Annotated in this window: 25 protein-coding genes; 12 read left to right on the top strand and 13 right to left on the bottom strand. The window is 59.1% G+C overall.

The window, feature by feature from the left end:
- Positions 1–89: 89 nt before the first annotated feature.
- The 4 genes from ACIQUH_RS03395 (at position 90) to ACIQUH_RS03380 (ending at position 3,534) form a co-directional block, all read left to right on the top strand.
- Positions 90–491: a MarR family winged helix-turn-helix transcriptional regulator gene (locus ACIQUH_RS03395; RefSeq protein ID WP_400812624.1), complete on the top strand. Its 402-nt coding sequence runs from the start codon at positions 90–92 to the stop codon at positions 489–491.
- 88 nt (positions 492–579) lie between these two features.
- Entirely contained in the window at positions 580–1,875 is a 1,296-nt protein-coding gene (locus tag ACIQUH_RS03390; RefSeq protein ID WP_400812623.1) for an MFS transporter, read from the top strand.
- Between the two features lie 308 nt (positions 1,876–2,183).
- Positions 2,184–2,882, top strand: a complete 699-nt coding sequence (locus ACIQUH_RS03385; protein ID WP_400812622.1) for an OmpW family protein — start codon at positions 2,184–2,186, stop codon at positions 2,880–2,882.
- Between the two features lie 208 nt (positions 2,883–3,090).
- A complete protein-coding gene (locus ACIQUH_RS03380; RefSeq protein WP_400812621.1) occupies positions 3,091–3,534 on the top strand; it encodes a glyoxalase superfamily protein in 444 nt (147 codons plus the stop codon).
- A gap of 64 nt (positions 3,535–3,598) precedes the next feature.
- Here ACIQUH_RS03380 and ACIQUH_RS03375 read toward each other — a convergent pair whose 3' ends face one another.
- From ACIQUH_RS03375 to ugpB, 4 genes are all read right to left on the bottom strand, one after another.
- Positions 3,599–4,660: a sn-glycerol-3-phosphate import ATP-binding protein UgpC gene (locus ACIQUH_RS03375; protein ID WP_400812620.1), complete on the bottom strand. Its 1,062-nt coding sequence runs from the start codon at positions 4,658–4,660 to the stop codon at positions 3,599–3,601.
- Positions 4,660–5,508 (bottom strand): sn-glycerol-3-phosphate ABC transporter permease UgpE, encoded by an 849-nt coding sequence (gene ugpE / locus ACIQUH_RS03370; protein WP_279658700.1) that lies wholly within the window; start codon positions 5,506–5,508, stop codon positions 4,660–4,662. Before ugpE ends, ACIQUH_RS03375 begins: the two co-directional genes overlap by 1 nt.
- Positions 5,509–5,518: 10 nt before the next feature.
- Positions 5,519–6,400 (bottom strand): sn-glycerol-3-phosphate ABC transporter permease UgpA, encoded by an 882-nt coding sequence (ugpA, locus tag ACIQUH_RS03365; RefSeq protein ID WP_400812619.1) that lies wholly within the window; start codon positions 6,398–6,400, stop codon positions 5,519–5,521.
- Positions 6,401–6,469: 69 nt separating this feature from the next.
- Positions 6,470–7,780 carry a sn-glycerol-3-phosphate ABC transporter substrate-binding protein UgpB gene (gene ugpB / locus ACIQUH_RS03360; protein ID WP_400812618.1) on the bottom strand — a complete coding sequence of 437 codons (1,311 nt, stop codon included), beginning with the start codon at positions 7,778–7,780 and terminating at the stop codon, positions 6,470–6,472.
- 338 nt (positions 7,781–8,118) lie between these two features.
- Between ugpB and ACIQUH_RS03355 the strand changes: the two genes are divergently transcribed.
- The 3 genes from ACIQUH_RS03355 (at position 8,119) to ACIQUH_RS03345 (ending at position 10,026) form a co-directional block, all read left to right on the top strand.
- Positions 8,119–9,225 carry a CobW family GTP-binding protein gene (locus tag ACIQUH_RS03355; protein WP_400812617.1) on the top strand — a complete coding sequence of 369 codons (1,107 nt, stop codon included), beginning with the start codon at positions 8,119–8,121 and terminating at the stop codon, positions 9,223–9,225.
- Complete coding sequence (locus tag ACIQUH_RS03350) at positions 9,222–9,491, top strand: hypothetical protein (protein ID WP_400812616.1); 270 nt, start codon at positions 9,222–9,224, stop codon at positions 9,489–9,491. Before ACIQUH_RS03355 ends, ACIQUH_RS03350 begins: the two co-directional genes overlap by 4 nt.
- Positions 9,492–9,588: 97 nt before the next feature.
- Positions 9,589–10,026: a YqaA family protein gene (locus tag ACIQUH_RS03345; protein ID WP_400812615.1), complete on the top strand. Its 438-nt coding sequence runs from the start codon at positions 9,589–9,591 to the stop codon at positions 10,024–10,026.
- A gap of 156 nt (positions 10,027–10,182) precedes the next feature.
- Here the strand turns inward: ACIQUH_RS03345 and zigA are convergent, their stop codons facing one another.
- Entirely contained in the window at positions 10,183–11,388 is a 1,206-nt protein-coding gene (gene zigA, locus ACIQUH_RS03340; RefSeq protein ID WP_400812614.1) for a zinc metallochaperone GTPase ZigA, read from the bottom strand.
- 299 nt (positions 11,389–11,687) lie between these two features.
- Here zigA and aztA point away from each other — a divergent pair, with 299 nt between their 5' ends.
- The 4 genes from aztA (at position 11,688) to ACIQUH_RS03320 (ending at position 15,084) form a co-directional block, all read left to right on the top strand.
- Positions 11,688–12,527: a zinc ABC transporter ATP-binding protein AztA gene (gene aztA, locus ACIQUH_RS03335; RefSeq protein WP_400812613.1), complete on the top strand. Its 840-nt coding sequence runs from the start codon at positions 11,688–11,690 to the stop codon at positions 12,525–12,527.
- Positions 12,520–13,386 carry a zinc ABC transporter permease AztB gene (gene aztB, locus ACIQUH_RS03330; protein WP_400812612.1) on the top strand — a complete coding sequence of 289 codons (867 nt, stop codon included), beginning with the start codon at positions 12,520–12,522 and terminating at the stop codon, positions 13,384–13,386. Before aztA ends, aztB begins: the two co-directional genes overlap by 8 nt.
- 28 nt (positions 13,387–13,414) lie before the next feature.
- Positions 13,415–14,440, top strand: a complete 1,026-nt coding sequence (gene aztC / locus ACIQUH_RS03325) for a zinc ABC transporter substrate-binding protein AztC (protein WP_400812611.1) — start codon at positions 13,415–13,417, stop codon at positions 14,438–14,440.
- A 170-nt stretch (positions 14,441–14,610) separates the two neighbouring features.
- Positions 14,611–15,084 (top strand): ribonuclease H, encoded by a 474-nt coding sequence (locus tag ACIQUH_RS03320; RefSeq protein ID WP_400812609.1) that lies wholly within the window; start codon positions 14,611–14,613, stop codon positions 15,082–15,084.
- Positions 15,085–15,491: 407 nt separating this feature from the next.
- Here the strand turns inward: ACIQUH_RS03320 and ACIQUH_RS03315 are convergent, their stop codons facing one another.
- Genes ACIQUH_RS03315 through ACIQUH_RS03290 form a run of 6 tightly spaced genes read right to left on the bottom strand, consistent with a single transcriptional unit; the run spans position 15,492 to position 22,294 of the window.
- Positions 15,492–17,291, bottom strand: a complete 1,800-nt coding sequence (locus ACIQUH_RS03315) for a TniQ family protein (protein WP_400812607.1) — start codon at positions 17,289–17,291, stop codon at positions 15,492–15,494.
- Positions 17,288–18,418: a TniB family NTP-binding protein gene (locus ACIQUH_RS03310; RefSeq protein ID WP_400812605.1), complete on the bottom strand. Its 1,131-nt coding sequence runs from the start codon at positions 18,416–18,418 to the stop codon at positions 17,288–17,290. The genes ACIQUH_RS03315 and ACIQUH_RS03310 overlap by 4 nt, the downstream gene beginning before the upstream one ends.
- Before the next feature lie 13 nt (positions 18,419–18,431).
- Positions 18,432–20,621, bottom strand: coding sequence for a Mu transposase C-terminal domain-containing protein (locus ACIQUH_RS03305; protein ID WP_400812603.1), 2,190 nt, complete (start codon positions 20,619–20,621; stop codon positions 18,432–18,434).
- Between the two features lie 17 nt (positions 20,622–20,638).
- The gene (locus tag ACIQUH_RS03300; RefSeq protein ID WP_400812602.1) at positions 20,639–21,142 is read right to left on the bottom strand and encodes a hypothetical protein; all 504 of its coding nucleotides are present in this window, start codon (positions 21,140–21,142) and stop codon (positions 20,639–20,641) included.
- Between the two features lie 12 nt (positions 21,143–21,154).
- Positions 21,155–22,072: a hypothetical protein gene (locus ACIQUH_RS03295; protein WP_400812600.1), complete on the bottom strand. Its 918-nt coding sequence runs from the start codon at positions 22,070–22,072 to the stop codon at positions 21,155–21,157.
- Positions 22,073–22,123: 51 nt separating this feature from the next.
- Positions 22,124–22,294 (bottom strand): hypothetical protein, encoded by a 171-nt coding sequence (locus ACIQUH_RS03290; protein ID WP_400812598.1) that lies wholly within the window; start codon positions 22,292–22,294, stop codon positions 22,124–22,126.
- 549 nt (positions 22,295–22,843) lie between these two features.
- Between ACIQUH_RS03290 and ACIQUH_RS03285 the strand changes: the two genes are divergently transcribed.
- Complete coding sequence (locus ACIQUH_RS03285; protein ID WP_400812596.1) at positions 22,844–23,557, top strand: hypothetical protein; 714 nt, start codon at positions 22,844–22,846, stop codon at positions 23,555–23,557.
- Here ACIQUH_RS03285 and ACIQUH_RS03280 read toward each other — a convergent pair.
- On the bottom strand, positions 23,554–25,614 hold the full coding sequence (locus tag ACIQUH_RS03280) for a DNA cytosine methyltransferase (RefSeq protein WP_400812594.1): 2,061 nt from the start codon (positions 25,612–25,614) through the stop codon (positions 23,554–23,556). The genes ACIQUH_RS03285 and ACIQUH_RS03280 overlap by 4 nt on opposite strands.
- Before the next feature lie 546 nt (positions 25,615–26,160).
- On the bottom strand, positions 26,161–26,667 hold the full coding sequence (locus tag ACIQUH_RS03275) for a hypothetical protein (RefSeq protein ID WP_400812593.1): 507 nt from the start codon (positions 26,665–26,667) through the stop codon (positions 26,161–26,163).
- Positions 26,668–26,810: the final 143 nt, after the last annotated feature.

The raw sequence follows: 26,810 nt of genomic DNA, 5'->3' as shown, positions 1-26,810 counted from the left end.
ATCATGCCGTTTGCGTCACGAACTTTCCTGCCAACTATTCCCCGGAGGCCTCTTGCGCGCAGAAATTTACGGGTATATACCCGAGACAAATGCCAAACGATCGTTGCCATTGCATCCTGTTGCGCAAAGCATCCCGCAAGGTTTCGTCCTATTATGACGAGGCCCTGGCGCCGCTTGGCGTGAACATCGGTCAGTTCAGCCTGTTGCGGAATATCAATCGCACTGCGCCGGTCTCGCTCACCGATCTCGCCGCGCGGGTGGAGCTGGATCGCTCCACCGTCGGCCGCAACGCCAAGGTGCTGGCGCGCATGGGTCTGGTGGCGATCGGCCACGGCGAGGATCAGCGGGAAGCCATGCTGACCGTGACGAAGGAAGGCCACGCGATCCTGAAGGCGGGCGCGCCGCTCTGGGATGGGGTACAGGATGAAATCGAGGCCCGGCTCGGGCCCGAAAAAACGGCACAATTGCAGGACCTGCTCGCAGCCCTGTAATTTTGGAACCATAAGCGGGTATCTGCCCGCAATATAGGGTATATACCCGTAAAATATCGGCCGCGGCCGCTGGAAAGGGAATTTGAACATGCTCTCCACACGCCTCGCCAGCTGGATGGCCGGTAGAAATCTGCATTATGGCTGGCTCGTTGCCGCAACCACCTTCCTGACCATGCTCGCCACCGCCGGTGCGATGGGATCTGCGGGGGTGATGATCCAGCCGCTGCATCAGGAATTCGGCTGGAACATCGCCGATATTTCCTCCGCAATGGCCGTCAGGCTGGTGCTCTTTGGCCTGCTTGGACCTTTCGCCGCCGCTTTCATGAATCATTTCGGCGTCCGGCAGGTGGTGTCCACCGCGCTTGCCCTGATCATGGGCGGCATCGTCGCCTCCTTCTTCATGACCGAGGTATGGCAATTGCTGCTGCTCTGGGGTGTGGTGATCGGCGTCGGCACCGGCATGACCGCGCTGGTATTGGGCGCCACCGTGGCGACACGCTGGTTTTCCAAGCGTCGCGGACTGGTGATCGGCCTCATGACCGCGAGCAATGCCACCGGCCAGCTGGTTTTCCTGCCGCTGCTGGCGGCGCTGACGGAAGCCTATGGCTGGCGCACTGCCTTGGCCCTCTCGGTTGCGGTGATTGCTGCCGCCATGATCCTTGTCCTGTTGCTGATGCGTGACCATCCTGCCGATGTCGGCCTGCCGGCCTATGGCGAGACCGTGGTGGCAAAGCCGCCCAGGCAGGATCACAATCTTCTCGCCACGCTCGCATCGCCGCTGGTGACCCTGAAGAGCGTATCGGGCAACCCGGTCTTCTGGGTGCTTTTCGGCACATTTTTCGTCTGCGGGCTTTCGACCAATGGCCTCATCCAGACACACTGGATTTCAATCTGCGGCGATTTCGGCATGGCTGCGGTGACAGCGGCGGGCACGCTCGCGGTCATCGGCATTTTCGATTTCTTCGGTACGATCTTTGCCGGCTGGCTTTCCGACCGTTTCGACAATCGCTTCCTGCTGTTCTGGTTCTACGGTCTGCGCGGCCTGTCCTTGCTCTATCTCTCATTCTCGGGGTTCAGCTTCGTGGAGCTTTCGGTCTTCGCCGTCTTCTACGGGCTGGACTGGGTGGCGACCGTGCCGCCGACGGTGAAGCTTGCCGCCGAGAATTTCGGCCGGGAAAAGGCCGGACTCGTTTTCGGCTGGGTGTTTGCCGGCCATCAGCTGGGGGCTGCCACGGCCGCCTTTGGCGCCGGGTTCTTCAAGAGTGACTTCGACACCTATATGCCCGCGCTCCAGATTGCCGGTTTGATGTGCATGATCGCGGCCGTTTCGGTCCTGCTTCTCCGTAAGCCCGGTTCCGCAACTCTGACGCCCCAGACCGCGTGATAGGGTGATGCACCGGAAGGAGGCCTGCAGATGCAGGCCTTTTTCGTGTTTTTCCGGCACCTGCCGGCCGCCGTGTGCCTCGCCCCTCGATCGCTGACCGGCATTTGTTGCGTAATTGTCACATTGCCTGCCGGTTAATTGCTTCGATAGGCGATAGACGTCCCGGTTTGATCCATCTCAATCGGCCCGCCTCTGCCTTCGTCATAGTCGCTTCCAAGCGGTTGCGGCAGGCGAAGATTCGCAAGGCCCGCCGTCATCAGCCGGTTCCGGGGACTTGCCCGGCTGCGGTGCGCTATAGGAGAGATGGAATGACGAACAGAAACAAAAAAACCGCCTTGCTTGCCAGTGTCGCGGTTGGTGTTGCGGCTATGCTGGTATCCGCCAATGCCATGGCCGCCGATCTGGCCCAGGCAGCGCCGGCGCCGACCGCCGAAGAGGCGATTGCGGCGGCAAGCCCATGGATGCTGCGCGTGCGCGGCCTCGGCGTCATCACCCATGACAGCGGCAGCGTCGACGGTGTTCCGGGTGCGGGCCTCTCCTATTCGGATACGGTGATCCCGGAACTCGACATCACCTATTTCTTCACCGAAAACTTCGCCGCAGAGCTTATCCTCGGCACCACCTATGCCAAGATCAATGGTGAGGGTGTGCTGGCCGGCACGCCGGTCGGCAAGACGTGGCTGCTGCCGCCGACGCTGACGCTGCAATATCACTTCACCGATTTCGGCGCTTTCAAGCCCTATATCGGTGCGGGTGTGAACTATTCGCTGTTCTACAACCAGTCGGAACAGCCCGGCTTCAGCAATCTCGATGTCAAGAACAAGGTCGGTGCAGCCGTGCAGGTCGGTTTCGATTATATGCTGGACGAGCATTGGGGCGTGAACTTCGACGTCAAGAAGATCTTCCTGAAGACCGACTGGACGGCGGAACTCGGCGGCACGCCGATCAGCGGCAAGGCCAAGCTCGATCCGTGGCTGATCGGCGCGGGTATCACCTATCGCTTCTGACCGAGGCGTGATGCTGCGCCGCCTTTGACGGGCGGCGCTTTCTGGGCTATAGGGACGGCCACGGGCAGAGAGCCCCGGCCGTCCGCAGGCATTTATGCCCCTGGTGAAGCTCTTTTCAAAATAACGGTCATCCCCATGTTTTGCATGTCGTCGATGGCAACGCGGACACCCTTCGGAAAATTCGGCATGTCAATGTTGGAGAACCGTTATGAACGTGTCCAAACCGCTTCCCGCGCTTGAGGGGCTGAAAGAACAGGCAAAACGCCTGCGCGCCGCCCTTGAGGAACAGGGGCAGGCAATCACCCACTCAAAGGCGCTGGAACTCATCGCCGCGCAATATGGCTTTCGCGACTGGAATACCCTCCACGCAGCGGCCGGCAACCGGCCCGCCTTCAACCCCTATCTTCTGGGTTCAAGGGTCGAAGGTTTTTATCTCGGCCAGCCTTTCGTGGCCTCCGTGCTCGGCGTTCAGTCGCTGGGTGGCGATCCTGAGCGTTACCGGCTGACCCTGCATCTCGATGATCCCGTCGACGTCGTGACTTTCGAAAGCTTTTCCGCTTTCCGCCAGCGCGTCCACTGCAACATCGATGCATCCGGCCGCACCGTGGAGAAAACCTCCAACGGCCGGCCGCAGGTGGAGCTGGTGTGGTGAAATAGCTTTCAGAAATGAACGGACACCCGCCGGAAGGCGGGTGCCGATCACGGTCTGCGACGTCTCAGATCCGCTTGCCCGCCGAATCGAACAGGTGGAAATCCTTTGCCTGCGCAGCGATCTTCAGTGTCTCGCCGATTCGCAATTGCGAGCGGCCGTGAACGCGGAAGACGATGGTGGTGCCGTCGGCGAAGGAGCCGTGCACGTAACTTTCCGCGCCCACCAGTTCCACGGCGTCGACCTGCACGGTGCCGGTGAAGGCGGCATCCGCCGGGGCTTCGTCGGCGAGCGTGATGTCTTCCGGACGGATGCCGAGTGTGGCGACGCCCTGCGGCGGTGCCGCGGTTCCCTGTACCGACCAGCCGGAAGAGCCGTTTGCGGATGTCGCGCCATGGCTCAGCAGGTTCATGGAAGGCGAGCCGATGAAGGTGGCGACGAAGGTGGTGGCCGGCTTTTCGTAAAGCTCGATCGGCGTGCCCATCTGCTCGATGCGGCCGGAATTCAGCACCACCAGCCGGTCCGCCAGCGTCATGGCCTCCATCTGGTCATGGGTGACATAAACGCTTGTCGTGGCGAGCGAGCGTTGCAGGCGGCGGATTTCCACCCGCATCTGCACGCGCAGCTTGGCATCGAGGTTGGAGAGCGGCTCGTCGAACAGGAAGGCCGCCGGCTTGCGCACGATGGCGCGGCCCATGGCCACACGCTGGCGCTGGCCGCCGGAAAGCTGGCGCGGCTTGCGCTCCAGGAACTGTTCGATTTCCAGCGCCTTGGCCGCCTCGGTGATGCGCCGTTCGATCTCGTCCTTCGGCGTGTTGCGGTTCTTCAGGCCATAGGCAAGGTTTTGCCGCACCGTCATATGCGGATAAAGCGCGTAGTTCTGGAACACCATGGCGATGTCACGGTCGGAGGGTTCGAGATCGTTGACGACGCGGTCGCCGATGACGATCTGGCCACCCGAAATGCTTTCCAGCCCGGCGATCATGCGCAGCAGGGTGGATTTTCCGCAGCCCGAGGGACCGACGAGCACGATCATTTCGCCGTCGGCGATCTCCATCGATACGCCCTTGATGGCCTCGACATTGCCGCCATAGATCTTGCGGACGTCTTTCAGCGCAATTTTTGCCATTACTTTTCGGTCTCCACCAAACCTTTGACGAACCAGCGCTGCATCAGCACCACAACGATAACGGGGGGGATGATGGCGAGGATCGCCGTCACCATCACATAATTCCAGGGCGTCGAAGCGTCGGTGAAATCCACCATGCGCTTGAGGCCGATGATGATCGTGTTCATTTTGGCATCGTTGGTGACGAGCAGCGGCCAGAGATATTGGGTCCAGCCATAGATGAACAGGATCACGAAAAGGGCGGCGATATTTGTTCTCGACAACGGCAGCAGAATATCCCGCATGAAGCGGAACGGCCCGGCATTGTCGATGCGCGCCGCTTCGACCAACTCGCCGGGAATGGTCAGGAAGAACTGCCGGAACAGGAAGGTCGCGGTCGCAGACGCCATCAGCGGCAGCGTCAGCCCCGCATAGGTGTCAATCAACCCAAGATCGACGATGACCTTGTAGGTGGGCAGGATACGCACCTCCACCGGCAGCATGAGCGTGATGAAGATCATCCAGAAAAAGCCCATGCGGAAGGGAAAGCGGAAGAAGACGATGGCGAAGGCCGACAGGAACGAGATGACGATCTTGCCGATGGCGATGGCGAGCGCCACGACGAAGCTGTTGAACAGCAGCCGCTCGAGGCTGACGCCGACCACTCTTTCGACGCCGCCGACCATGGCCTCGGTGTAATTGGCGCTCAGATGGTCGCCAGGCAAAAGCGACATGGGCGGGCGGATGATATCCGTCGACGTCATGGAGGAGGCGACGAAGGTGTAATAGATCGGGAAGGCCACGATGATGATGCCGAGAACCAGCATCAGATGGGCGATCACGCGGGCGACCGGGCGATTTTCAATCATCAGGAAATCCTCAGCCGTAATGCACGCGCTTCTCGATGAAGCGGAACTGGAAGGCGGTGAGCGCGATGACGATCACCATCAGGATCACGGATTGCGCGGCGGAAGAGCCGAGATTGAGGTTCACGAAGCCATCATTATAGACCTTGTAGACCAATGTTTCGGTCGCCTTGGCGGGGCCACCGCCGGTGACGGCATGGATGATGCCGAATGTATCGAAGAAGGCGTAAACCGTGTTGACGACCAGAAGGAAGAAGGTGGTGGGCGCCAGCAGCGGGAAAACGATGGTCCAGAAGCGCCGCGAACCGCGTGCGCCATCAATGGACGCCGCTTCCAGCAATGATTTCGGAATTGCCTGCAAGCCTGCGACAAAGAACAGGAAATTATAGCTGATCTGCTTCCACGCAGCAGCCGCGACGACGAGCAGCATGGCCTGATCGCCGTTGAGCAGCGGGTCCCACATGATGCCGTTGCGGCGCAGGATGTAGGAAAAGGTGCCCATGGCCGGGTTGAACATGAAGAGCCACAACATGCCGGCCACCGCAGGGGCGACGGCATAGGGCATGATCATCATGGTGCGGTAAAAACCCTTGCCGCGCACCACGCGGTCGGCCGCTGTCGCCAGAAGCAGCGCCAGCCCCATGGAGACGAGCGCGGTTAGCATGCTGAAGATGACGGTGACCTGCAGCGAGTTAAGATAGCTCTCGTCCGACAGCACGGCGGAAAAATTGGCCAGTCCGACAAAATTGCTGCTCAGCCCGAAGGCGTCTTCGCGCATGGTCGACTGATAGAGCGCCTGGCTCGCCGGCCAGAAGAAAAAGATCACCGTGAGGATGATCTGCGGGGCGACCAGCAGATAGGGCAGGATCTTGTTGGGGAATACGACGCTTTGCACGGCGATCTCCTGATGACATGGAAATGCCGCCCGCACCTGACAAGGATGCGGGCGGGGGCAGGGGATCGCTTAGTTGCCGGCAGCCTGTTTGATGGCCGCATCGCCGCGTTCCACGATCTTGTCGAGGGCGGCTTTCGCGTCCTGCTTGCCGGCCAGCATCGCCTCGAACTCCTCATTCATGATGTCGCGCACCTGCGGCAGGTTCACGAGACGCACGCCCTTGGAGTTTTCTGTCGGCGGCTTGCCCATCATCTGCAGCAGCGGCGTTTCGCGGGCGGGGTTCTTGTCGTAGAAGCCGGATTTCTTGGTTTCCTCATAGGCCGCGATCGTTACCGGCATGTAGCCGGAGACCTGATGCAGGCGAGACTGGATCTTGGTCTGCGAGAGGAAATGGAAGAATTCGGCAACCCCCTTATATTCGGCGTCGCTCTTGCCGCCGAAGACCCAGAGGCTGGCGCCGCCCGGAATGGTGTTCTGCGGACCGTGGCCCTCATAATAGGGCAATTGGCCGATGCCGTAATTCATGCCGGTCTTGACGATATCGCCGAGACCACCGGAGGATTCGGTCAGGATGCCGCATTCGCCGGACATGAACAGCTGCTTGGCTTCGGAGGTGCGTCCGCCATAACGGAAGGTGCCGTCCTTGGCGAGATCGGCGATCGCCTGGAAATGCTCGACGAACAGCGGCGCATTGACCGCAAGTTTCACATCCGTGCCGCCGAGGCCGTTTTCATTGCTGCCATAGGACACGTTGTTCCAGGCGGCGAAGTTCTCGGTCTGGATCCAGGTGAGCCAGGTGGAGGTGAAGCCGCATTGGGCGGCACCGCTGGTCTTGATCTTTTTCGCGGCTTCGAAAACTTCCGGCCAGGTCTTCGGCGGGTTGTCGGCGTCGAGGCCCGCCTTCTTGAATACGTCCTTGTTGTAATAGAGGATCGGCGAGGACGAGTTGTAAGGGAAAGACAGCATGGTGCCGTCGGGCTTGGAATAATAGGCCACGATGCCGGCCAGATATTCGTCCTTGTTGAAAGTATAGCCGCCTTCCTTCAGCACGTCCGCCACCGGCTTGATGGCGCCGGCAGCACCCATCATCACGCCCGAACCGGCATCGAAGACCTGGATGATCGCCGGCGGCTGCTTGGCGCGGAACGCCGCAATGCCGGCATTCAGGGTTTCCGGATAGGTGCCCTTGAAGACGGGCGTGATCTTGTATTCTTTCTGGCTGTCGTTGAATTCTTTGGCAAGCGTATCCACGACCTCGTTATTGGCGCCGGTCATGGCGTGCCACCACTGAATGTCCGTTACTGCATATGCATTCGATGTGACAAAAAACGAAAGCGCGGATGCCGCGGCGAGGCGGTAGCTGAGTTTTTTCAAGGTCATTCCTCCCGTTATGAAAACAGTAAAAGATACAGCCCCTTATTGCAGCCTATCCTCCTCGATCCGGCTGCGGGCGATCTTTTCTGTATTAGCGATCCGATTAAAAGCGAACTCTAACGAAAATGCAAGAGAACGTGGAACGATTAAAACGAAAGTGAAGGAAACGGATTTATTATTCCATTTCCTTCGTTCCATGGTTTTTTCATGCGCCCTGCCGTTGGTCGTATGCGGTTTGAGAATTCGCTCCTGCTGGAAATCCAATAATTGCCATTGATATGTTATTACATTACATATTATGGTGCGGTGATTTTATGGGTGGCGAAGGTGCGGATGTGTTCGGAATGAAGCGGAAGAAAGCGGTTGAGCGCGGGGAGGATTCGGCCGTCTCGCCACCTGTCCGCACGGTGCCGGTCACCCTGCTGACCGGTTTTCTGGGGGCGGGCAAGACGACATTGCTGAACGCGCTTCTGACTGAGCCGGCCATGCGCGACGCCGCGGTCATCGTCAATGAATTCGGCACGGTGCCCATCGATCACGGTCTGGTGCGGACGGGTTCCGAGCGATATTTCAGAACGACGACGGGCTGCATCTGCTGTACCGCCACCAGCGATATCCGCACCTCGCTTTACGAGCTGCATCAGGCCTTTCTGGAGGGGATGATGCCGGAAGTATCGCGGGTCGTCATCGAAACCACCGGCCTTGCCGATCCGGCGCCGATCATCAACAGCCTGATCGCCGGCGGCACGCCGGCACTTGGCCTGCGCGATCACATCGTCGCCCGGCATTTCCATCTTGCAGGCGTGGTCACGGCTTTCGACGTCACCTCCGGCCCGGCGATGCTCGACAGCTTCATCGAAGGTTGGAAACAACTTGCCTTTGCCGACCATATCGTTCTGACGAAAACCGATCTTGCCGATGCCGCAGCCGTGGACCGCGAAAGCCTCGCCGGTCTCAATCCTGCGGCATCGTTTCATGACCGCAATGCCGCCGACTTCGACCTGATGGCGTTGTTTGCAGTGTCGGATTATTCGCTGCGCGGCAAGCCTGAGGATGCGCCGGGATGGCTTGCGGCCGACAGGCTGAGCCTTCATGCCGCCCACCGGCACGATATCAACCGCCATGGCGTCGGGGTCGAGGCTTTCGATCTCACCTTTGACGGCGCTTTTGATCCGCAGGCGATCGTCACTTTTCTGGAGCTCGTCACCAGCAATGTGCATTCCGGCCTGCTGCGGCTCAAGGCAATTTTCGGCGCGACTGACGATCCGGAGCGGCCGGTTGTCGCCCATGCGGTGCACCACCGGCTTTATCCATTGACCCGTCTGGAGCGCTGGCCGGATGGAAATCGTACAACGCGCATCGTGCTGATCGGCATGGACATGCCGCAGCAGCCGATCCGTTCTCTCTTCGATACGCTGGCCTCGCAGGCGGGGCGAAAGGGCAGGGCATGAACAATCCGCTTGCGCGCAGCGGCTCCGCAATCGTCTCGCAGGCCCGTCTTCTGAAGCAATGGTCCCGCGATCTGCTGCATCTCCACCCCGAAGACATTGTCACCGTCAGCGAGCTTTCCTGCGCCCTGCCGGATTGCCCCCCGCGCGAAACGGTGATCGTCATCCTGTCCGCTTCCGGCACAAGCCGGCAATTCTCCATCCACAAGGCGCTTCTCGCGGTGGATCATGACGATATCGTGCGCGCCATCGCCGCGAATTCGGCTTGAGAACCCGTTTCAGGGCCTAGGATGCGCTTGACCGCCGCCGCCTTCATCCGCCACTTCAGGGGCAGCGACGGGATTCGCGGATGATGAAGGGCGGGCAATGGCCGATCTGGCGGTATATGCGGGTTTGTTCCTGACGGCGTTTATCGCGGCGACCATTCTGCCCATGCAGTCGGAAGCCGCACTGGCCGGCCTCATCCTTCTGAAATCCCAGCCTGTCTGGCTGCTGGTCGTCGTGGCCAGCGCCGGCAATGTCGCGGGCTCCTTCGTTAACTGGCTGCTTGGGCGCGGCATCGAGCGCTTTCGGCACGAACGCTGGTTTCCGGTCGGGGAGGCGGCGCTGGAGCGCGCCCAGAACTGGTACCGTCGTTATGGCAAATGGTCGCTGCTGCTCAGCTGGGCGCCGCTGATCGGTGATCCGCTGACGGTTGCCGCCGGCATCATGAAGGAACCGCTGCCGGTCTTCCTGCTGCTGGTCACCATCGCCAAGGTCGGGCGTTATCTCGTTCTGGCGCTGGTGACGCTGAATTTTCTATGAAGCCTCTCCTTCGTCATGCCGGACTAGATCCGGCATCCAGCCACGGCGCGTCTGCGCCCTGAAAAGAGTCCCTCGCAATCAAGGACTTGATCGCGCTGGACCCCGGACCTAGTCCGGGGTGACGGTTTACGGATGCTCCGCATCGGTAGCTATCGATCAAGCCGCCTGCCGGTCCCAGCTTGCGAAAGGATCGGGCAGGTGCCGCCATGCATCCGGTGTGAATGCCTCGGTATCGATCAGGCAGGCATCGAGCTGCGCGCGGATGCGCGCCTCGTTCATCGGGTCGGAGCCGATGAAGACGATTTCCTGTCGCCGGTCGCCAAAGACCGGATCGAGATAGGGCTTCATCATGTCGAGGAACTGCTTTTCGCGCGGCCATTGCTCCTTCGGCACGGCGGACCACCACAGGCCCATCCTGCCGGTGCGGACCAATGCACCTGCCTGGCTGATCTCGCCGACATAACGCGGGCGCGTCGCCAGCCAGAAGAAACCCTTGGCACGCACCACGCCGGGCCAGGCGCGATCGATGAAGCGCTGGAACAGCACGGGGTCAAACGGCTTTTGGGCGCGATAGACGAAGGAGCGGATGCCATATTCCTCGGTTTCGGGAATGTGATCCTTGAAGCCGTGCAATTCCTTGAACCACAGAGGGTGTTCTTCGGCCTTTGCGAAATCGAAACGGCCGGTGCCGAGAACCTCCTTCAGCGCCACCTTGCCGAAATCGGCCTCGATGAGTTTCGCATCCGGGTTCAGCCCGACGATGATCTTGCGGGCGGCGTCCCGCTCCTCCGGCGTCGCAGTGCCGATCTTGTTGAGAACGACGACATCGGCGAATTCGATCTGCTCCACCAGAAGATCGACGATAGTGCGGTTGTCACCGTCGCCCGCCGTCTCACCCCGGTCGGCCAGAAAATCGGACGAGCCGTAATCATTGAGAAGATTGGCGGCATCCACCACCGTCACCATGGTGTCGAGACGCGCGACATCGGAAAGGCTGCGGCCGTTTTCATCGCGAAAATCGAAGGTTGCGGCGACCGGAAGCGGCTCGGCGATGCCGGTGGATTCGATCAGCAGGTAATCGAAACGGCCCTGTTCGGCCAGCGCCCGCACCTCGGTCAAGAGGTCGTCGCGCAGCGTGCAACAGATGCAGCCATTGGTCATTTCCACCAATTGTTCTTCCGTGCGGGAGAGGTTGGCGCCGCCATCGCGCACCAGCGCGGCATCGATATTGATCTCGCTCATGTCATTGACGATCAACGCCACGCGCAGACCATCGCGATTGGCGAGAATATGTTTGAGAAGCGTCGTCTTGCCGGCGCCGAGAAAGCCGGAAAGCACGGTGACGGGGAGTTTTTTCGACATATGGACCTCGTTCTTTGGCAACGCTCGCGTGGACCTCATGGCGGCCACGCCTGATGATCTGAAAACGACGGGTTCGATGCTGCCCGTCTTCGTTATGTAACGTAATAACATTACATATTGGTCGCGTGTCAACGGGCGACAGAAAAAAAGCGTCCCGCAACGCGGGCTGGGCGGCGGCTGTTCGAAGAGAGCCGCCATCTTTCCAATAGTTAATGTTATTTCATTACATATTCGTTTGACGAATGTAATAACATTACATATCAAGGGCCATCGAATGACATCCTGCCCCGGAGGGATCGATGAGCGATCCGTGCCTCGCTTTCAAAAATCTCACACTTGGATATTCCGGCCGCGCGGCCGTGCATCATCTCAATGGCGATATCGCCAAAGGCTCGCTCACTGCGGTGGTCGGCGCCAATGGCTCGGGAAAATCGACGCTGATGAAGGGCATTGCCGGCATTTTAAAGCCACTCGGCGGGGAGTGCCGCGTAAGCCCCGGTCTGTCCGTCGCTTATCTGCCTCAACAATCGGAACTCGACCGCTCCTTTCCGGCGCAGGTGCGGGATCTGGTGGCGCTCGGTCTCTGGCCGAAACGCGGCCTGCTCGGCCGCCACCGTCCCGCAGACCGGGCGGCGATGGGCCGCGTGATGGAGGCGGTCGGGCTCTCCGGTTTTGAAAGGCGCAATATCGATTCGCTCTCCGGCGGCCAGATGCAGCGCGCCCTGTTTGCCCGCGCCATGTTGCAGGATGCGCAGCTGATCCTGCTCGACGAACCCTTCAACGCCGTCGACGAACGAACCGTTGCCGACCTTATGGCCCTGATCAAATCATGGGTGGCGGAGGGACGCACGGTTCTGGCAGTCCTTCATGACTTCCAGCTCGTACGGCAGCATTTTCCCGAGACGCTGTTCCTTGCCCGAAAGCTTGTCGGGCTGGGTCCTACGGCCGATGTCCTGAAGGCGGAAAACATTCGCCAGGCGCGGCATTTTCACGAGGCGTGGGAGGAAAATGCGCCCTGGTGCGAACCGGCCGAAGCGCCTTCGCCCCAAACCGTCGGGGCAAGTCCGCAGGCGGCCACCGCCCATTCCCATTCCCATTCCCATGACCACTCCCACGCGAATTCGAATGCCCATGGCTGATATCTTCATCCAACCCTTCGTCCAGTATGTCTTCATGCAGCGGGCGCTTGCCGGTGCGCTGATCCTTGCCATCAGCTGCGGTCCGGTCGGCGTGTTTCTGATGTTGCGCCGCATGAGCCTGACGGGTGACGCCATGGCTCATGCCATTTTGCCGGGAGCGGCGGTCGGGTTTCTATTCTATGGGCTGGAAATCCTGCCCATGACCATCGGCGGGCTGGCCGTCGGCCTTCTGGTCGCGCTCGGGGCGGGTGCCGTGTCGCGCTTCACCATCCAGAAGGAAGACGCCTCACTTGCCGCCCTTTATCTGATTTCACTGGCGCTCGGCGTGTTGCTCGTCTCGTGGCGCGGCTCCAGCGTCGATCTGATGCATGTGCTGTTCGGCACGGTGCTGGCGTTGAACAATGAGGCGCTCGGCCTGATCGGCGGCATCTGCATCGTGACGCTTCTGGTGATGATCACCTTCTGGCGGGCGCTGCTGGCGGAATGCCTCGATCCCCTGTTCCTGCGCTCGGTCAGCAACTGGGGCAGCCCGGTGCATTTCCTCTTCCTTGCCATCGTCGTGCTCAATCTGGTCGGCGGTTTTCAGGCGCTCGGAACGCTGCTCTCCGTCGGGCTGATGATGTTGCCCGCCGCCGCCAGCCGTTTCTGGTCCAACCGCGTGGCGCCCATGTGCTTCATCTCCATCGGCATCGGCATGGTTTCCTGCTTTGCCGGTCTGCTCTTGTCCTATCACGCGTCGCTGCCATCAGGCCCGGCGATCATCCTGTCCGCAGGCGTCATCTATGCGCTTTCCATCCTCGTCGGCACGCGCGGCGTGCTGCGTGATCTTCTCGGTTCCGGCCGTCACAGAACGGCCTGAAAACAGCGTTCGAAAAAGGAGAACCTTCATGTTCCAAACCCTCCGCCTAGCCACTGGCGTCAGCCTTCTTTCCCTCTCTCCGGTCCTGATGGCGCAGGCGTCCGCCGCCGAACTCAAAGTTGTCGCCAGCTTCTCGATCATCGCCGATTTCGCCAAAAATGTCGGTGGCGACCGGGTCGATATCACCACGCTGGTGGGGCCGGATGGCGACGCCCATGTCTATGAGCCGCGCCCGGCCGATGCCGTCGCCGTCAGCAAGGCGGATGTGGTGCTGGTCAACGGCCTGGAATTCGAAGGCTTCCTGAAGCGTCTGATCGACACCAGCGGCACCAAGGCGCCGGTGGTGGAACTGACCAAGGGTGTGGAGCCGCTCAGGCTTTCCGACGAGCCGGCAGGTCACGCCCATCCGGAAGCCGAGGAAGAGGAAGGTCACGACCACAAGGCGGAGGAAGCCGGCCACAAACACGAGACGGCCGAGGCCCATGACCACGATCACGGCCATGAGGGGCATCACCATCACGGTGAGTTCGACCCGCATGCCTGGCAGTCGATCAAGAACGCCGAAATCTACGTCAAGAATATTGCCGGCGCCTTTTGCGAGGTCGACAAGGCCGGTTGCGCCACCTACACCGCCAATTCGGATGCCTATATCGCCAAGCTTGCCGCTCTGAACGAAAAGGTGAAGACCGAGATTGCCGCGATCCCCCCGGAAAAGCGCGTCATCATTACTTCGCATGATGCCTTCGGTTATTTCGAGCATGCCTATGGCCTGAACTTCCTCGCGCCGGAGGGCGTATCGACGGAATCCGAAGCCTCGGCCGCCGATGTCGCCAAGCTGGTGGATCAGGTGAAGCACGACAAGGCCTCGGCCATCTTCGTCGAAAACATCACCGACAAGCGGCTGATCGACCAGATCGCCAGCGAAACCGGCCTGAAGGTTGGCGGCACGCTTTATTCCGACGCGCTTTCGACAGCCGACGGCCCGGCTGCGACCTATATCGACATGGTCAACCACAACATGCAGACGATTACGGCTGCCGTTCTCGGCCAGTAAAACGGGCAGTTTCGCATGAGTTGGGAGAGGGTGGCTTGCGCTGCCCTCTCTGCTTTCGTGGTGGCACCCCTGCCGCTTGGCGAGGAACGCGAGGCGGCATCGGAACGCAAGAATCCCTTTGCAATGGCTGTTCCTTTAGTGGCTTCCATTTCGGTGCTACACACCCTCTCATGTCCGATGCGCTTCACATCTTCACCGACGGCTCCTTCGACGATGCCTCCCGATCCGGAGGATGGGCGTTCGTCGTTCATGAAGGCGGCCGCCAAATCCATTCCGCCTCGGGCAAGGCGGTTGGCACATCGAACAATAGTTTCGAGGTCCTCGCTGTCCTCAACGCAATGTCCTGGATCGCCGCCGAGGCGCCAACGCGCGCAGTCACGCTCTGGACGGATGCCGTTCATGTCATTGAAGGTTGCCACCGATATCGGGCGATCTGGCGCAACAATGGCTGGAAGCGGATCACGCCGAACCAGCGCACCCGCCGAAGACCGATCCCCGACAGGGAAATCTGGCAGCAGCTCGACACGCTGCTGGAGCGGCATCCCCACGTGGCCGTGGAATGGTGCAAAGGGCATTCCGGCACTGCCGGCAACGTGCATGCCGATGCATTGGCGCGCGGTGTCGCTCGCGCGACGGCGACTTAACCGGCGGCCGTCAGTCGCCTGATTCGGCGCCTTGAGTTCTTCCTTCCAGCTTTCCCAGGTCTCGACCTTTTCCATATCGAGCGGTTGCGCCGGTACCTTTTTACCGCACCCTCAATCCGCGGAATCAAACACGACCCCCAAATCGCCTTGGGTATTCCGATGCCATTTCGGAGGCACAACAGGATATCGGGGGAAAGTGGCACAACAGGGCATTGATCCGGCACACTGACAATGTCCCCTTTGATTGTGTAAACCATTGAAGTTACTCACATTAGTTTCGTCTATTGCACCAAAAACATGAAGTTCGAGCGTCTATCAATGTCCCGCTTTCCTAGGCTATGGGACGACAAGGCAAAGAAAAACCCGCCGGTGAGGGCGGGTTTCAGGCTCAAAATTTTGAAGTTCGATCAGGCGTCTATGTCGTGCCGGTAGTAAAAAAGAGGGCGCCCGTTCACTCCAAGGATCGCCGGCGAAATCCCTTTTTTGGCGAGCTTTCTAGCCAAATCCGACGGCCGTATCTCTTCCAATTTCGCCAAGGCCGCGAGAGACAGATGACGGTGATCCAGGTCGTCAACCACCTCGAGGGTTGTCACTATAGCGGTTCCGAAACGGTAGTTGATCCATTCTCCTTTGATGATCTGGTTTCGGATCAGGTGCGCTGCGTCGTCACTGCTGATGCCGAGCCGAAGCGCAATCTCGTAAGGATGAACCCATCCCGGATATGCCGACTTGGTCTTTGTTCGAACTTCGGCAGGTGATACCAGGATTCCCTCGAACATGTATTCCGGGTGGTACAAGATCTGCTTTAGATCGCCGCTTCCTAGTAGTTCCAGAACTTCATCAACCGAGCAGAGCGACCGCTGTGCTGCCTCCCTCGGCCGGCAGAAATCGGTGGCCACAGCGTTGCCGGCATTGGTCGTCATCCGCGCCAGCAGATTTTCCGCGTCCGCGATGGAGTAAAGCCGGAATACTCCAGCTTCATCGGGATGAGGTCGCAGTGCGATCGAACCTTCCTTGGCGAAGATGCAAGTGTTGCGGAATCGGTCGAGTCTCATTCTTCGCGTAAGAGTCATTCGGTCCACCAGTTCTTGCCTTCGGAACACGGGCGTTGCCAATTCGGCGTCAACAATGATCTGGCTGAAACTGTCCCGTTCGAAGCCACTCTGAGGCGGGATGAACCCCTCGCGCGTTAGCATCGAGACAACGCGGTTAGGTGAAATTCTTAGCTCTCGGCTGAGCGACAGTGCGCTGTGCCAGCGACGTGTTCTGAGCTGACCCAGGAAATTGTCAGTGGGACCGAGTGGCAAATTATCGACGGCGACTTCCTTGACGATATCGATAAGTGACCTGTGGTCGTCGTCCATATGCAGTGCGAGGTGGCGATAGAGACTGCCAAAGACATGCTGTGCTCCCTGCGCGCGGCGCGGTTTCCAGTATGTTTTCGTCAGTCCGGTCAGGTGAAAGCGGAGACCTCCGGCAGTTTCACCAATCAGATTGAAACCTCGTTCGCACGCAGAAGCAAGCTCTCCGCGGGACTTCGGCAAATGAGCCGCCGGCCCGCCAGCATCGAGGATGCCTAATCGGGCGCAAAGATCCCTCGCAACGTAATAGGGCAACCCATGGAGGTCGGGAACGGGCTTTGCTTTTTTGTCGAGCCTGGCCGCGAAATAGATCTCGGACTGCGAGGGGTGAACGTGCTCCGCTCGCGCAGCCTCGACTTCCACTACAGACATCTTTTCGGAGACGGCAAGCACGAACTCATGTCGCAAAGAGTCAGGCCCTTTGGCACGCACTAGCCGAATGCCGTGGATGTGACAGATGTCGACGTCCTCCACAGTCCAGGAGCACCGTTGGAAAGGTCGTGTGATCGGACGTCCGGACCTCTGTTCAAAATCCTCCAACACACAAAGGGCACAGTATCGTGGAGCCGATCGGGAAATTTGTCGTCGAGCGACAATTGAACCTCCGACGTCTACGTGACGTTTGCCATGCGGACGATAGGTGGCGGCGGCCAGCAGCTCGGCCGAAATGCCGGAATGCACACTGATAGTATCCATCGCCTCCGTGGCGTGGTCGTAATTCATGTAGGGAACTCCAAGATGCCTGCGAAGGGCTCTGGCATTACCAGAGCCGTTTACGGCCGCGAGGCGGGCGATAACACTGTAGATGGTTTCCGCGGGATCGACGCTGACCGCCTTCAAAGTCATTGGCGACCTCGCTTACGGTTGCGGTCGGCCGCCTCGATGCGGGCGTCGACAAGTTCCTGGCGCGACACGAGTTCGGCAAGCGGCACGACCGGCGTGAGGCCTTGCCAATCCGCAGCTTGAAAGATGTTGTGCCGTGGCTGGCAGCCGGTGAGGAACTGGTAGCAGCCAACAAAGTCCTCCAGGCCTACTACGTCGCGGTCGGCCTCGATCGCGAAGTCGCATGCCATCCTGACCACGTCGATGATCGTACCAAAACCGCCTTCGGAAGCGTGGATGAGCCGATGCACAAAGTCTTCCTTCAGCGCCTTGCGTTCCTTGCCAGTCTTGGTGTCCCCCACGTCGACCAAAAGCTCGACGTCGACCTTCAACTTGGCATGACCCACGATGATGCCCTCTGCGACTTTGCGGATGCGTTCCATGTCGGCGGGAAACGTGACCGGCTCCAGTTCCACGACAAGGCTGCGGTTACGAAGCTGAGGTTCGTGCTGGATGAACTTGGCCAGCGCAGGAACGCCGGCCAGGACGAGATGCAGAGGCCAGTCGTCGATCTGGAGCAAGCTTTTGATAATGTCCGCAAGGTTTCGGATCGTTTCCTTGTCGGTCTCCTTCAGAGCGTGCTGCGCCTCGTCGATGAAGAGGATCAGGACCGACCGTTCCTTCAGAACGCGTTTGGCGAGTTCGAAGAGTTCGTACTCCGGCATTCGGTCGCTATGGATGAGCGGGTAGCCAGCCGCTTCGATGATCTTCCTCGCGAAGAGACGCACCTTCAAAGGCTTCGGCATGTCGAAGTGTACGAGAGGGAAAATCCACTCGCCGTCTTCGTTCTGGTACGGCTGAAGTTCGGGGCGGGCAAGCAGGGTGTTTTGAAGAGCGGTCGACTTACCGGAACCGCTCTCTCCGATCACGAAGAGTGCTCGTCGGCGGCCGGAGGTGCCCTCCGCCGAGGCCGCCGCATTCTCGACGATCTTCGACACGGCGCGCTCGATGCGCGTGTGCCGGTCGGATTTGATGTAGGCGGAATAGAGGCCGCCACGCTTCTTAGCGCGTTTGGCGGCCTCCGGTCTCAGCCTCGCAAGCAGACGCGAGGCGGCCTTGTTGAAGAAAGTCTTGGCGTTGAACTGTGTCATGACTGTGCCTTCCTTAGAGCTGAATGTCGTCGGCGGAATTGATGGAGGTCGAGGTCGGCGGGGCCGCGATAGGGGCGGGCATCGCAAAGCTTGTGGCACCCGTTTCTTCGTCGATCTGGATAAGTTCGTCGTTGACGCCTTCGATGCCGTGGGCGAGCGGATCTTCGGCGACCAGCAACGGCACGAGCGTAGGATCGCGCTCCTCCATGTCGTCGATCAGCGTTACGGCGTCGAAGTAGCGCGTCTGGAGGTCGAGCATCTTTTCAGCGGACATCGAGACCGTTGCCAGGTTTGCTCGTGCGCGGGCCGCGTCGCCGGAAAGACGGAGGCGGTTCACGGCATCCAGCATCGTCGAAAGATGACGCTTGCGGTTCTGGGCGTTTTCCAGCGCGACCTCGCGCATCGCACCCGTCCATTCCCAGATCGAGAGATCGGCCGGGATCGCCGCGGTCGCATCTACGCTCAGCCAGCCGATGCCGTTCCAGACGCTGATGGTCTTCAGGTCGTATGGATCGACGCGGATGTCGACGGTTGACTTCGTCTTCATGCGCATCTCCTGAAGCTCGCGCGACTGGTAGTAGATGCCGAAGATTTCGACGCCGTGGTCCGTGATGATACGGGTCACCTTCGCGCCGAAGATGTGACGGCGGATGCGCGCTGGCGGGGGAGGCATGACGCCGTAGAGGCGGCTAAGGCGCATCCACGCGTTATGCGGGGTCTCCCCGCACAGGCCCTCGTGCGGAACGTGATGATAGATGTCGATGACGGCCTGCCCGAGAAGGCGGTTCAGCTCATCCATGGAAAGGGTGACGCGCTTCGACGGGTCGAGATCGCCCTTCTCAAAGATGTCTCCGAAGGTCTGCCCTTCGAACCAGTAGAGGAACTGCTTCGAAAACGTCTTCAACACCGACTCGATGGTACCGCGCATTTGCGGACGGCCCGCCTGCGGGAACATATGCGTCATCCCCATGGAGCGGGTGACTGCACGGACGCGATGGTTGTTGAACGATCCGCCGTTGTCAGTCACCAGAAGCTCGGGGGTGAGGTGGTAGGGCCACAGGGAAGTCGAACCCGAAAGACGAGCAAGATGAGCTTTGTTGGTCACGATCATCTCGATCGCGTCGATCGCATTCTGGGCGTCGGCCGCTCCCTGCACGAAGCGAAGCGCCAGGATGCAGCGGGTCGCGACGTCGATCGCGACAATGACGCGCAAGCGGATCGACTTCAGCTTCTTGCGCTGATCGTCGGAGAGCTTGTCATACATGCCAATCCACAAGATCCACGTCAGAAGGTCGACAGTCCACTCGTCCATCTCGACGCGCTGACCCGGACGCTGGACATCAACGCCGCCGGAGCTGATGAAGAACTTGCGCTTGGCAGCCTCCTCGCCCTCGCGACGCTCGCAGACCCAGAAGCCGTCGAGGTCCTTGATGAGCTTCTCGAACACCTTGCGACTCGGCATCTTGTGCGGAAGCAGGTTGTTGCACGAGCCGGTCTTGTTCAACTCGACAATCTTCGCCTCCAGCTCGCGATAGAGTACTGCCATCGACGGCTTGCGGGGATCGGCATACATCGCCGCGGCTTCCATCCAAACCAGAAGGTCCGCGGCAGCATGCACGCTCGGACGGCCCTTGGAGCCGCTGCAGCGTTTGACGAGAGCCATCACGTCGTAGCCGCCTTCGATAAAGCGATGAAGGATGCGGCGGAACTGACGATTGCCCGGCATCTTGACAAAGACGATGGTGCCAGCGCGCTTCTTGCCATTGACTTCGGCCTCGATCAGCGGAAGGAGGCGGTCAAGAGACGCATCCGTAAGCGACACGCGGAGAAGCGTGCGATCACGGCGGGCCTCCTCCTTCATGCGAAGGAAGATTTCGCAGGCGGCGCCATATGCGGTGACACGCGCCGTCTCGTCGTCGGGAAGATCGATGACGCGTGTCTCCTCGAAACGCACACGAGACTTGGCGCGACCTTCGACGAAGTATTCCTGGTCGAAGTCGAGGCGACCGGTGTTGAGCAGGTCGAACACCTGGACGTGCGAGAAGAACTCGCGACGCTCAGGATACTTGAGCGGCTTGAAGACGTGACCGATGTCGGACGTCTCGAGCGCACGGTATTCTGTCTTGTCGATGACGATGAGGGCGGTCGGCGCGAACACATAGGTGGGAACGCTACCGGGGAACTTGCGGGGGAAAAACGTCATGTCTGATCTCCTTTCGATCAGTTGGCGTGCGTGGCAGAGGCGAGGAACTTGACCGCCATCGTGCGGGCACGCTGGTAGTCGCGCAGAGCGCGGCGAAAACCGTGAGGACCGGGAAGGTCCTGGTCGATCGTCGAGATGCCGGCCGTCGCGAGCATCTTCTTGACCTGCTTCAGGAAGTCTTCGAGGAGCTCGTTGCAGCGGAAGCCCTTGGGACGCGCTAGATCGTCCATCACCGCCCGCTCGACCGAGAGGTAGACGCGGCAGGTCTGTGCGAGAATCTTGATGCCGCGGTCGAAGGACACCTTGGTGATCGCGTTCGCCTGGACGCCGCGCATTTGTTCGATCATGACGTTGACTGTGGCTTTGTGAACGGTATCGGCGGGGGCTGGCCTGTACGTGGGCATGGACATATTCTCCTGTCCTTTGGGGACGCCTCGGCGGCGGGACTCCGCGTATGCGACGTTCGATTTGGTCATGACAGCGCCATTTCCGGCGGTGGGCGGGAATGCGATTGCGGTCATCGGGAGCTCCTCTCAGTTGCTCGTTGCGCGATGAAGGAAGGAAAGATCGTCGATGCGACCGGTCGCGTCGGGGACCAGCAGGCCCTCGTCGAGAAGGTTCCAGATCGCGACGCGGCGTCCGGCCGGGCTGCTCGCGTCCTGCAAAAGGTCGTTGAAGCGTACGGAGCCTTGGACGTCCGAGATAAAATCGAGCGCTTCCAGGTACTGGAACTGGTTGCGCATGCGGCGGGCATGCAGTTTCCAGCCCGCGTTGTACGCGGCGTCGTGATTGGCGTAGACTTCGGTCACCAGCGCCACCCGGTCTGCGAAGCCGCCGACGCCCTGGTCCTGGACGTTCTTCAGCACCTCCAGGATGCCCGAGCTACGCACCTTGCGCGCAGGCTTGACGGCGACGGCCACGCGCGTTCCGTCGACGAGGCGAATCCAGAAGTCGAACGTCGTACTATGTACCTCGCCGGACTTGTCGACATACTCGACGACGGGCCACTGATCGCGAATCTCCGTGATGTCCGGTCGGGTCATCGCGATCATGATAAAGCGGCCTTCGATCGTGCTTTCCATCACGAGTTGACGATTGAAATCCGCGTAGTGAAGAGCGCCGCGGAAGCTTGCGATACTCTTGAAGTCGACGTCACGCGTGCCGGTCGACATGCCCGGCTCGATCCAGACCTCGCCGGTGGAAGAGCCATTCTTCGGCATCTGAATGACGCCAAAGTGGTTGCTGTCGGGTACGAGGTACGTGGTTTCCTCGGGAATGGTGTTGTCGATCGTGACACCGGCACGAGTGTAGAGCACGCGCTTTAGCGCGGCCTTAGCCTTACGCATCAGGTTCTCCGTCAGAGAAAGAGGGGAATTCAGAATGGTCGTCGAGAGCAGACCGTTTTTGATCGGAGGGCACGACGAAGGGCATGCGTGTTCGTTCTGCGACACGGCAGTTCTCCTTGAAGGATTGGGTTCGGAAACAGTTAGAGGGGAAGCGGACTACCGGGCGGTGGCGCGGGAGACCGTGCCGACTATTCGCCCGGCTTTTGCAGCCCGTTCATGAGCGATAATCGCATTGGCAAATTTCGGATTGCGAGAATCCGCGACGAGAGGCGCGCCACCTTCAAGCTGAGCAACGGTGTCCAGTTCCGTGATGTCGAACGTCTTCATCTGCGTACTCCTTACAAACCGCGATGAGCGTCCTGCTCTGCGTCGGGGGATTGGTAGCAGTGCGTTTGGTTATTCGTCTACAGGGGAAAAGCCAGCAAAATCAGGCTGTTCCGACCTGTGGCACTAGGTGACGCCACAGTTTCACCGATCTCGCGAATCCATGCTTGTTTCTGGTTTTGTTCTTTTTCGCGTAGATATTGGAGATCAATGTTTCCGCTTCCGCGAGCTTTTGGTTCAGGGTCTCTCGACCCGACCGCGCGATCAGTTGGCTTGTGAGCCTATGGCCCGAAACGGGCGATGTATTCGCGCTATCTTCATCGGAAGCATCCGTGTGTTCAAGAACTCGCGCATATAAGGACGCCGAGAGCCTCGGGCGTCAATGTCCGTATTTTAGTAAAATTTTAACTATGGTTAACGCTGCGGTGCGGTGGGTTGGGAACCTGGTTGTCGACGGTAAGCAAGGTCGGCGCCGGGGCATGGCGGTGAATGAGCCTCCGCCCGACGCTTTTGTCATTGGTCACATGCAGGAGTCGCGACCAGGATTCTGGAGTGACGAAACCAGACGAGGGCCCTGCTATGTATGCAGAGAATAGATTCCAAGAGATTGAGGATGCACTCCGGCCACTGCTGAAAGTGTTGCGATTGAAGCCGGTGCGAGATGAATACGGGTCGTTCTACCGATTGTCGTTCCATCGTCCTGGTGAGGGGGACTGGCGATCACCCGTGATGCTCATGTTCCCCAACGAGTACGAAACGAAGAAGGCGGAAGCCGAGTGGGAAGACGCCTACGGCGCGATCCAGGACTTTCATATTATCGAGATCGGAACCAACGGCTGGCATGCCTACAGGTCTCATGGGATAGGCAGCGGACCGATCCCTGGCGGCAAAGAAGCGGTCTTGAATTGCATTGCGACGGACCTTCGCGAATATGACCTCCGCCCGTTTGCCGAAAATTTGCCGTTCGTGGTCGATAATTCGTACCTGATCCAAGGTTGGGAGGAACTCAACCGGACCTTCCACGCTCACGATATCGAAGAGGTTATCTGCAGTCGCGATCAGACAGGCGAATCCTTGAGCTTCGAGTTCGGGGATCACCAGTTCGTGCTTACCTATCCGTGGGTTGAGCAGAAGGTGGTGCTTTCGATCGACGGAGAGTTCGCAGGCGACGTACTAAAGTATGAACGACTGGGCGTCGATCTGTTATTGATCTCCAAGTTTTTGGAAATCGAGCGTGCCGCGCTGATCGCCTCTCTGGGGCTTTAATCATCGTCATCGTCTTTGGAACCATATGGGTTGGGGAGGTTGAAATCCCTCGCCCAATTCTCTCTCATCGAAATCGCAGGGTGCGTGGTAGCACGGCGTAGCCTGCGTGGTTTTATTGGGACTAACCGAGGTCGGTCTCCAAAGTATGCGTTTCCGAGTTTATAACCGGCTGGTATCTGGGGAAGCAGTGGTTCATTCAGGGCCGCCGCAAAGTCAACCTGCTGGCCGCTCAACGCTGAGTGGATTGCTAGTCCGAGTATTTTGGCGACCACAGGCGGCATGGACGCGGTACCGTTAAGCTCCTGATCCACTGGCGCGCCTTGAAGTATCCAGCCGCGGGGATGTCCCTGAATCTTTTGAATCATCTTGATGGTCAGAGGAAAGAGCTCGCCCGCTTTGGTTCGAGGGTCGCTTTCGAAGCCCAGCCCCAATTTAGCCCATTCCTCGCTGTTCCTTTCGTCCTTCTTGCCCTTGAAGAATGGTGGCGCGGCCTGTCCGGCGCAAAGTGTCTGCCACTCGGAATAGCGTTCGTCACCAACCGCCGGACCGAAAATGCGGGCGGCCTCGTGTGCGACGAGATCGCCGATCATTTCAGGGAGAAAGCGACGCCGTCCGTCGGCGAGCGCTGGAAGGATGGGCTTCTGGAAACCTTTGCGCACCCCGATTATGACGCCGATCGGACGGGACTGGGCGATCCCGAAGTGAGCGGTATCCAAGCTGTGCCACTTCACGTCGAATCCTTCATCCGAAAAATCGCGCTCGATACTACCGCGGCAGAGCATGGATGTTTCCTCAAACATCGAAGGATGCACCTCGAAGAAAAAGGCCTTAGGGTGTACTGCGGCAATGGCGGCGAGAGCGCGCCGATAGATCGAGAAGTGGTAACCTTTAGGTTCCGAAAATGTCCGTAACGGTGGGCCGCACGTAACCAAATCGACGTCCTGGTTGGCTAATTGCTTTAGTTGCCATGCAGCGGGCTCCGACTGGATCCGCCACGAAGGTCTATTGATGCTCACGGTCTCGAATGCCCTTAGCCAGCTTTCGTACAAGGCCAGGGCTCTATACCCCGCGCTGTGCAATCCGAGTGCCGCGCTGCCAATCCCTGCGCCAAAATCGATGAAGGTCGAACTAGAGTCAGCAGCAAAGACAGGCGTCCTGTCGGTCGCTAGCGGAACAGCGACGGGGCGGACGCCTGCAAGAAATTCGATAGCGGGACGAACGTTTCGGAGGCGATTGCCGGACCGCTCAACATCCTCACGATACAACGATTCAGTCTCCAGTTTCTGCAGCGCGTACCAGGAAAACGCCAATGAGGCCTCGACGTCGTCGCGAAGAGACACGTCGATCAAGCTATCCAAGCCAGGATGCTGGTCTCCGAAGAGAATCTGGAAAAGGATTCGAAGTACCTTTGCGCTGGATTGGACGGAGCTCAAGAGGTGAGATTTCGCACCTGTTTCTTCACACTCGATAGACGGAAGAGATGCTTCGACTTGGTCGAGAGCGATCAGGAGCCTCGACGCTTCTTCCTCCAGCGCGGCTTTCAGGCTCGGGCCGGCCTTTTCTGCGGCTGTTTCAAGAGCTTCTGTACGTCGAACAGCACTGGCTTCCTCGGCAGGAAGTTGTGAAAACACGGCTTCCCGATCGAGTTTTTGGGCAAGGTCGGCGTCAACGAGGCATCCCGATTGCAGGCGTAAGAGGAAGTCAGTCCTGGTCGAGGCATCACTGTCGATCAAGCGATCAATGACATCGGGCTGCAGCCCAGCTTTCACGATCAACTCAGCTCTGTCGCTCAACGACGCCTTCAAAGCGACAGCGGTAGCAGCTTCGCGAGGGGACATGCCAATCTCTGATTTTAACCATTCCTTGGTTCGTTCATCGGTCCAGTGCTGATCTGCCTTAACGAGATCAGCAAGCTCACCCATCTTGACCAAACACTCAGTGATCTTTGAACGTCCCGTGAGCAGCGAGTTTTTGAAGGACGCCAATCGCTTTAGCCTGGCCGCCGCTTCTTTGCTCTCGATGCTGTCTTTAGTTTTCTGATTGAGTGCTGCCGTCATTTCCGTCTCCGTGTTGATGACGTCTTACGACATGCGAATTGCCCTTCCGCAAAAGGAAAAGTTCAAGTTGTAGGTTTCGGTTTGACACGGTGGAAAGTGATGTGACCATCTCAAGGATTCGAATGCATGGTTGCATTTGCCCAACGCGTTGGAGCCGCGGTGGCCGGAATGAACGAATTGCGTGGGCGCCGTTTCTTAAGGTGTGCGACGGAGCTGCTGGGAAGATGACGAGAAAACGAGAAGCGTCGCCGGCTTGAGAGATCGATCCGGCCTATGTAGGATCCACCACCAAGCAGAAATTCGCTGCGACCATCCGTCGACACGGGGAGGGGCAAAAATCTGCTTGCGGGAAGGGAACCTACTCGATATAAGTTAGTTGTACTTCGAGCGCTTGGGCTGAAATGCCGCAGCGCAGCTAGCGACTGGTCGGCTGACGTGATTAACACGGATAGCGCTAGCCCGCTGGAGAAATCCAGTCACACGGTTACGCCGGTGGACCGAAAGGTTTGGTTGGTCGAGTAATACAATAGAGCGGCTTCGGCCGCTCTATTGCTTTCCAAACACAGCTTCTTCCACGATCCGGCCAAACGGTGCCAGCCGTCGGAACCGGACCTGCACGTCCTTGACATAGGCGCTTTCGATGTAAAGGTCCATTGCGAGCGGATCGGTGTTGGGATTCTCTCCCAAGAACTGGACGCGAAAGAACACATAATACCGCTTTCCGCGGGGGATGGCTGGTTTCATCTGTAGGCAGAATGTCGCCCAATTGTTTTCCATCGTCATACTGATGGTCTGTCCAGGTTTCAAAAACAGATCACGTAGTATGGCTGGAACCTGGAAGGAACGCACGTGGCGGTCGGTGCAGAATACACGCGGCTTCTGTTTCCCCGGCACCGTGTAGCACCCGTCCACAACAGGTAGTCTCTCGTCTGTGTAACAATGATCAGCGAACCGCACCGCCATACGGAAGGTGACCTGGCGTCCATCCGACAGCTTCCAGTCGAAAAATTCAACAAACTCCTTCAGGTGCGCCAAGGAGTATTCGGTACCCATATGGATGATCTTGTCAGGGTGTCGCACGCAAATCTCGATCGATGACGACTGAAAGGTTGAATTCGTAGCTGTAGAACTCAATCCTGAATAATCGTTAAAGAATAGATGAGATGGAGGACGCAAGTACTTACGAGGCCCTGTTA

This window comes from Agrobacterium sp. NPDC090283, from assembly GCF_044769685.1.
In the GTDB taxonomy this organism is placed as follows: domain Bacteria; phylum Pseudomonadota; class Alphaproteobacteria; order Rhizobiales; family Rhizobiaceae; genus Agrobacterium.
Note: the sequence above shows the minus strand (reverse complement) of the source record. Positions and strands in the feature narration are given on the sequence as shown.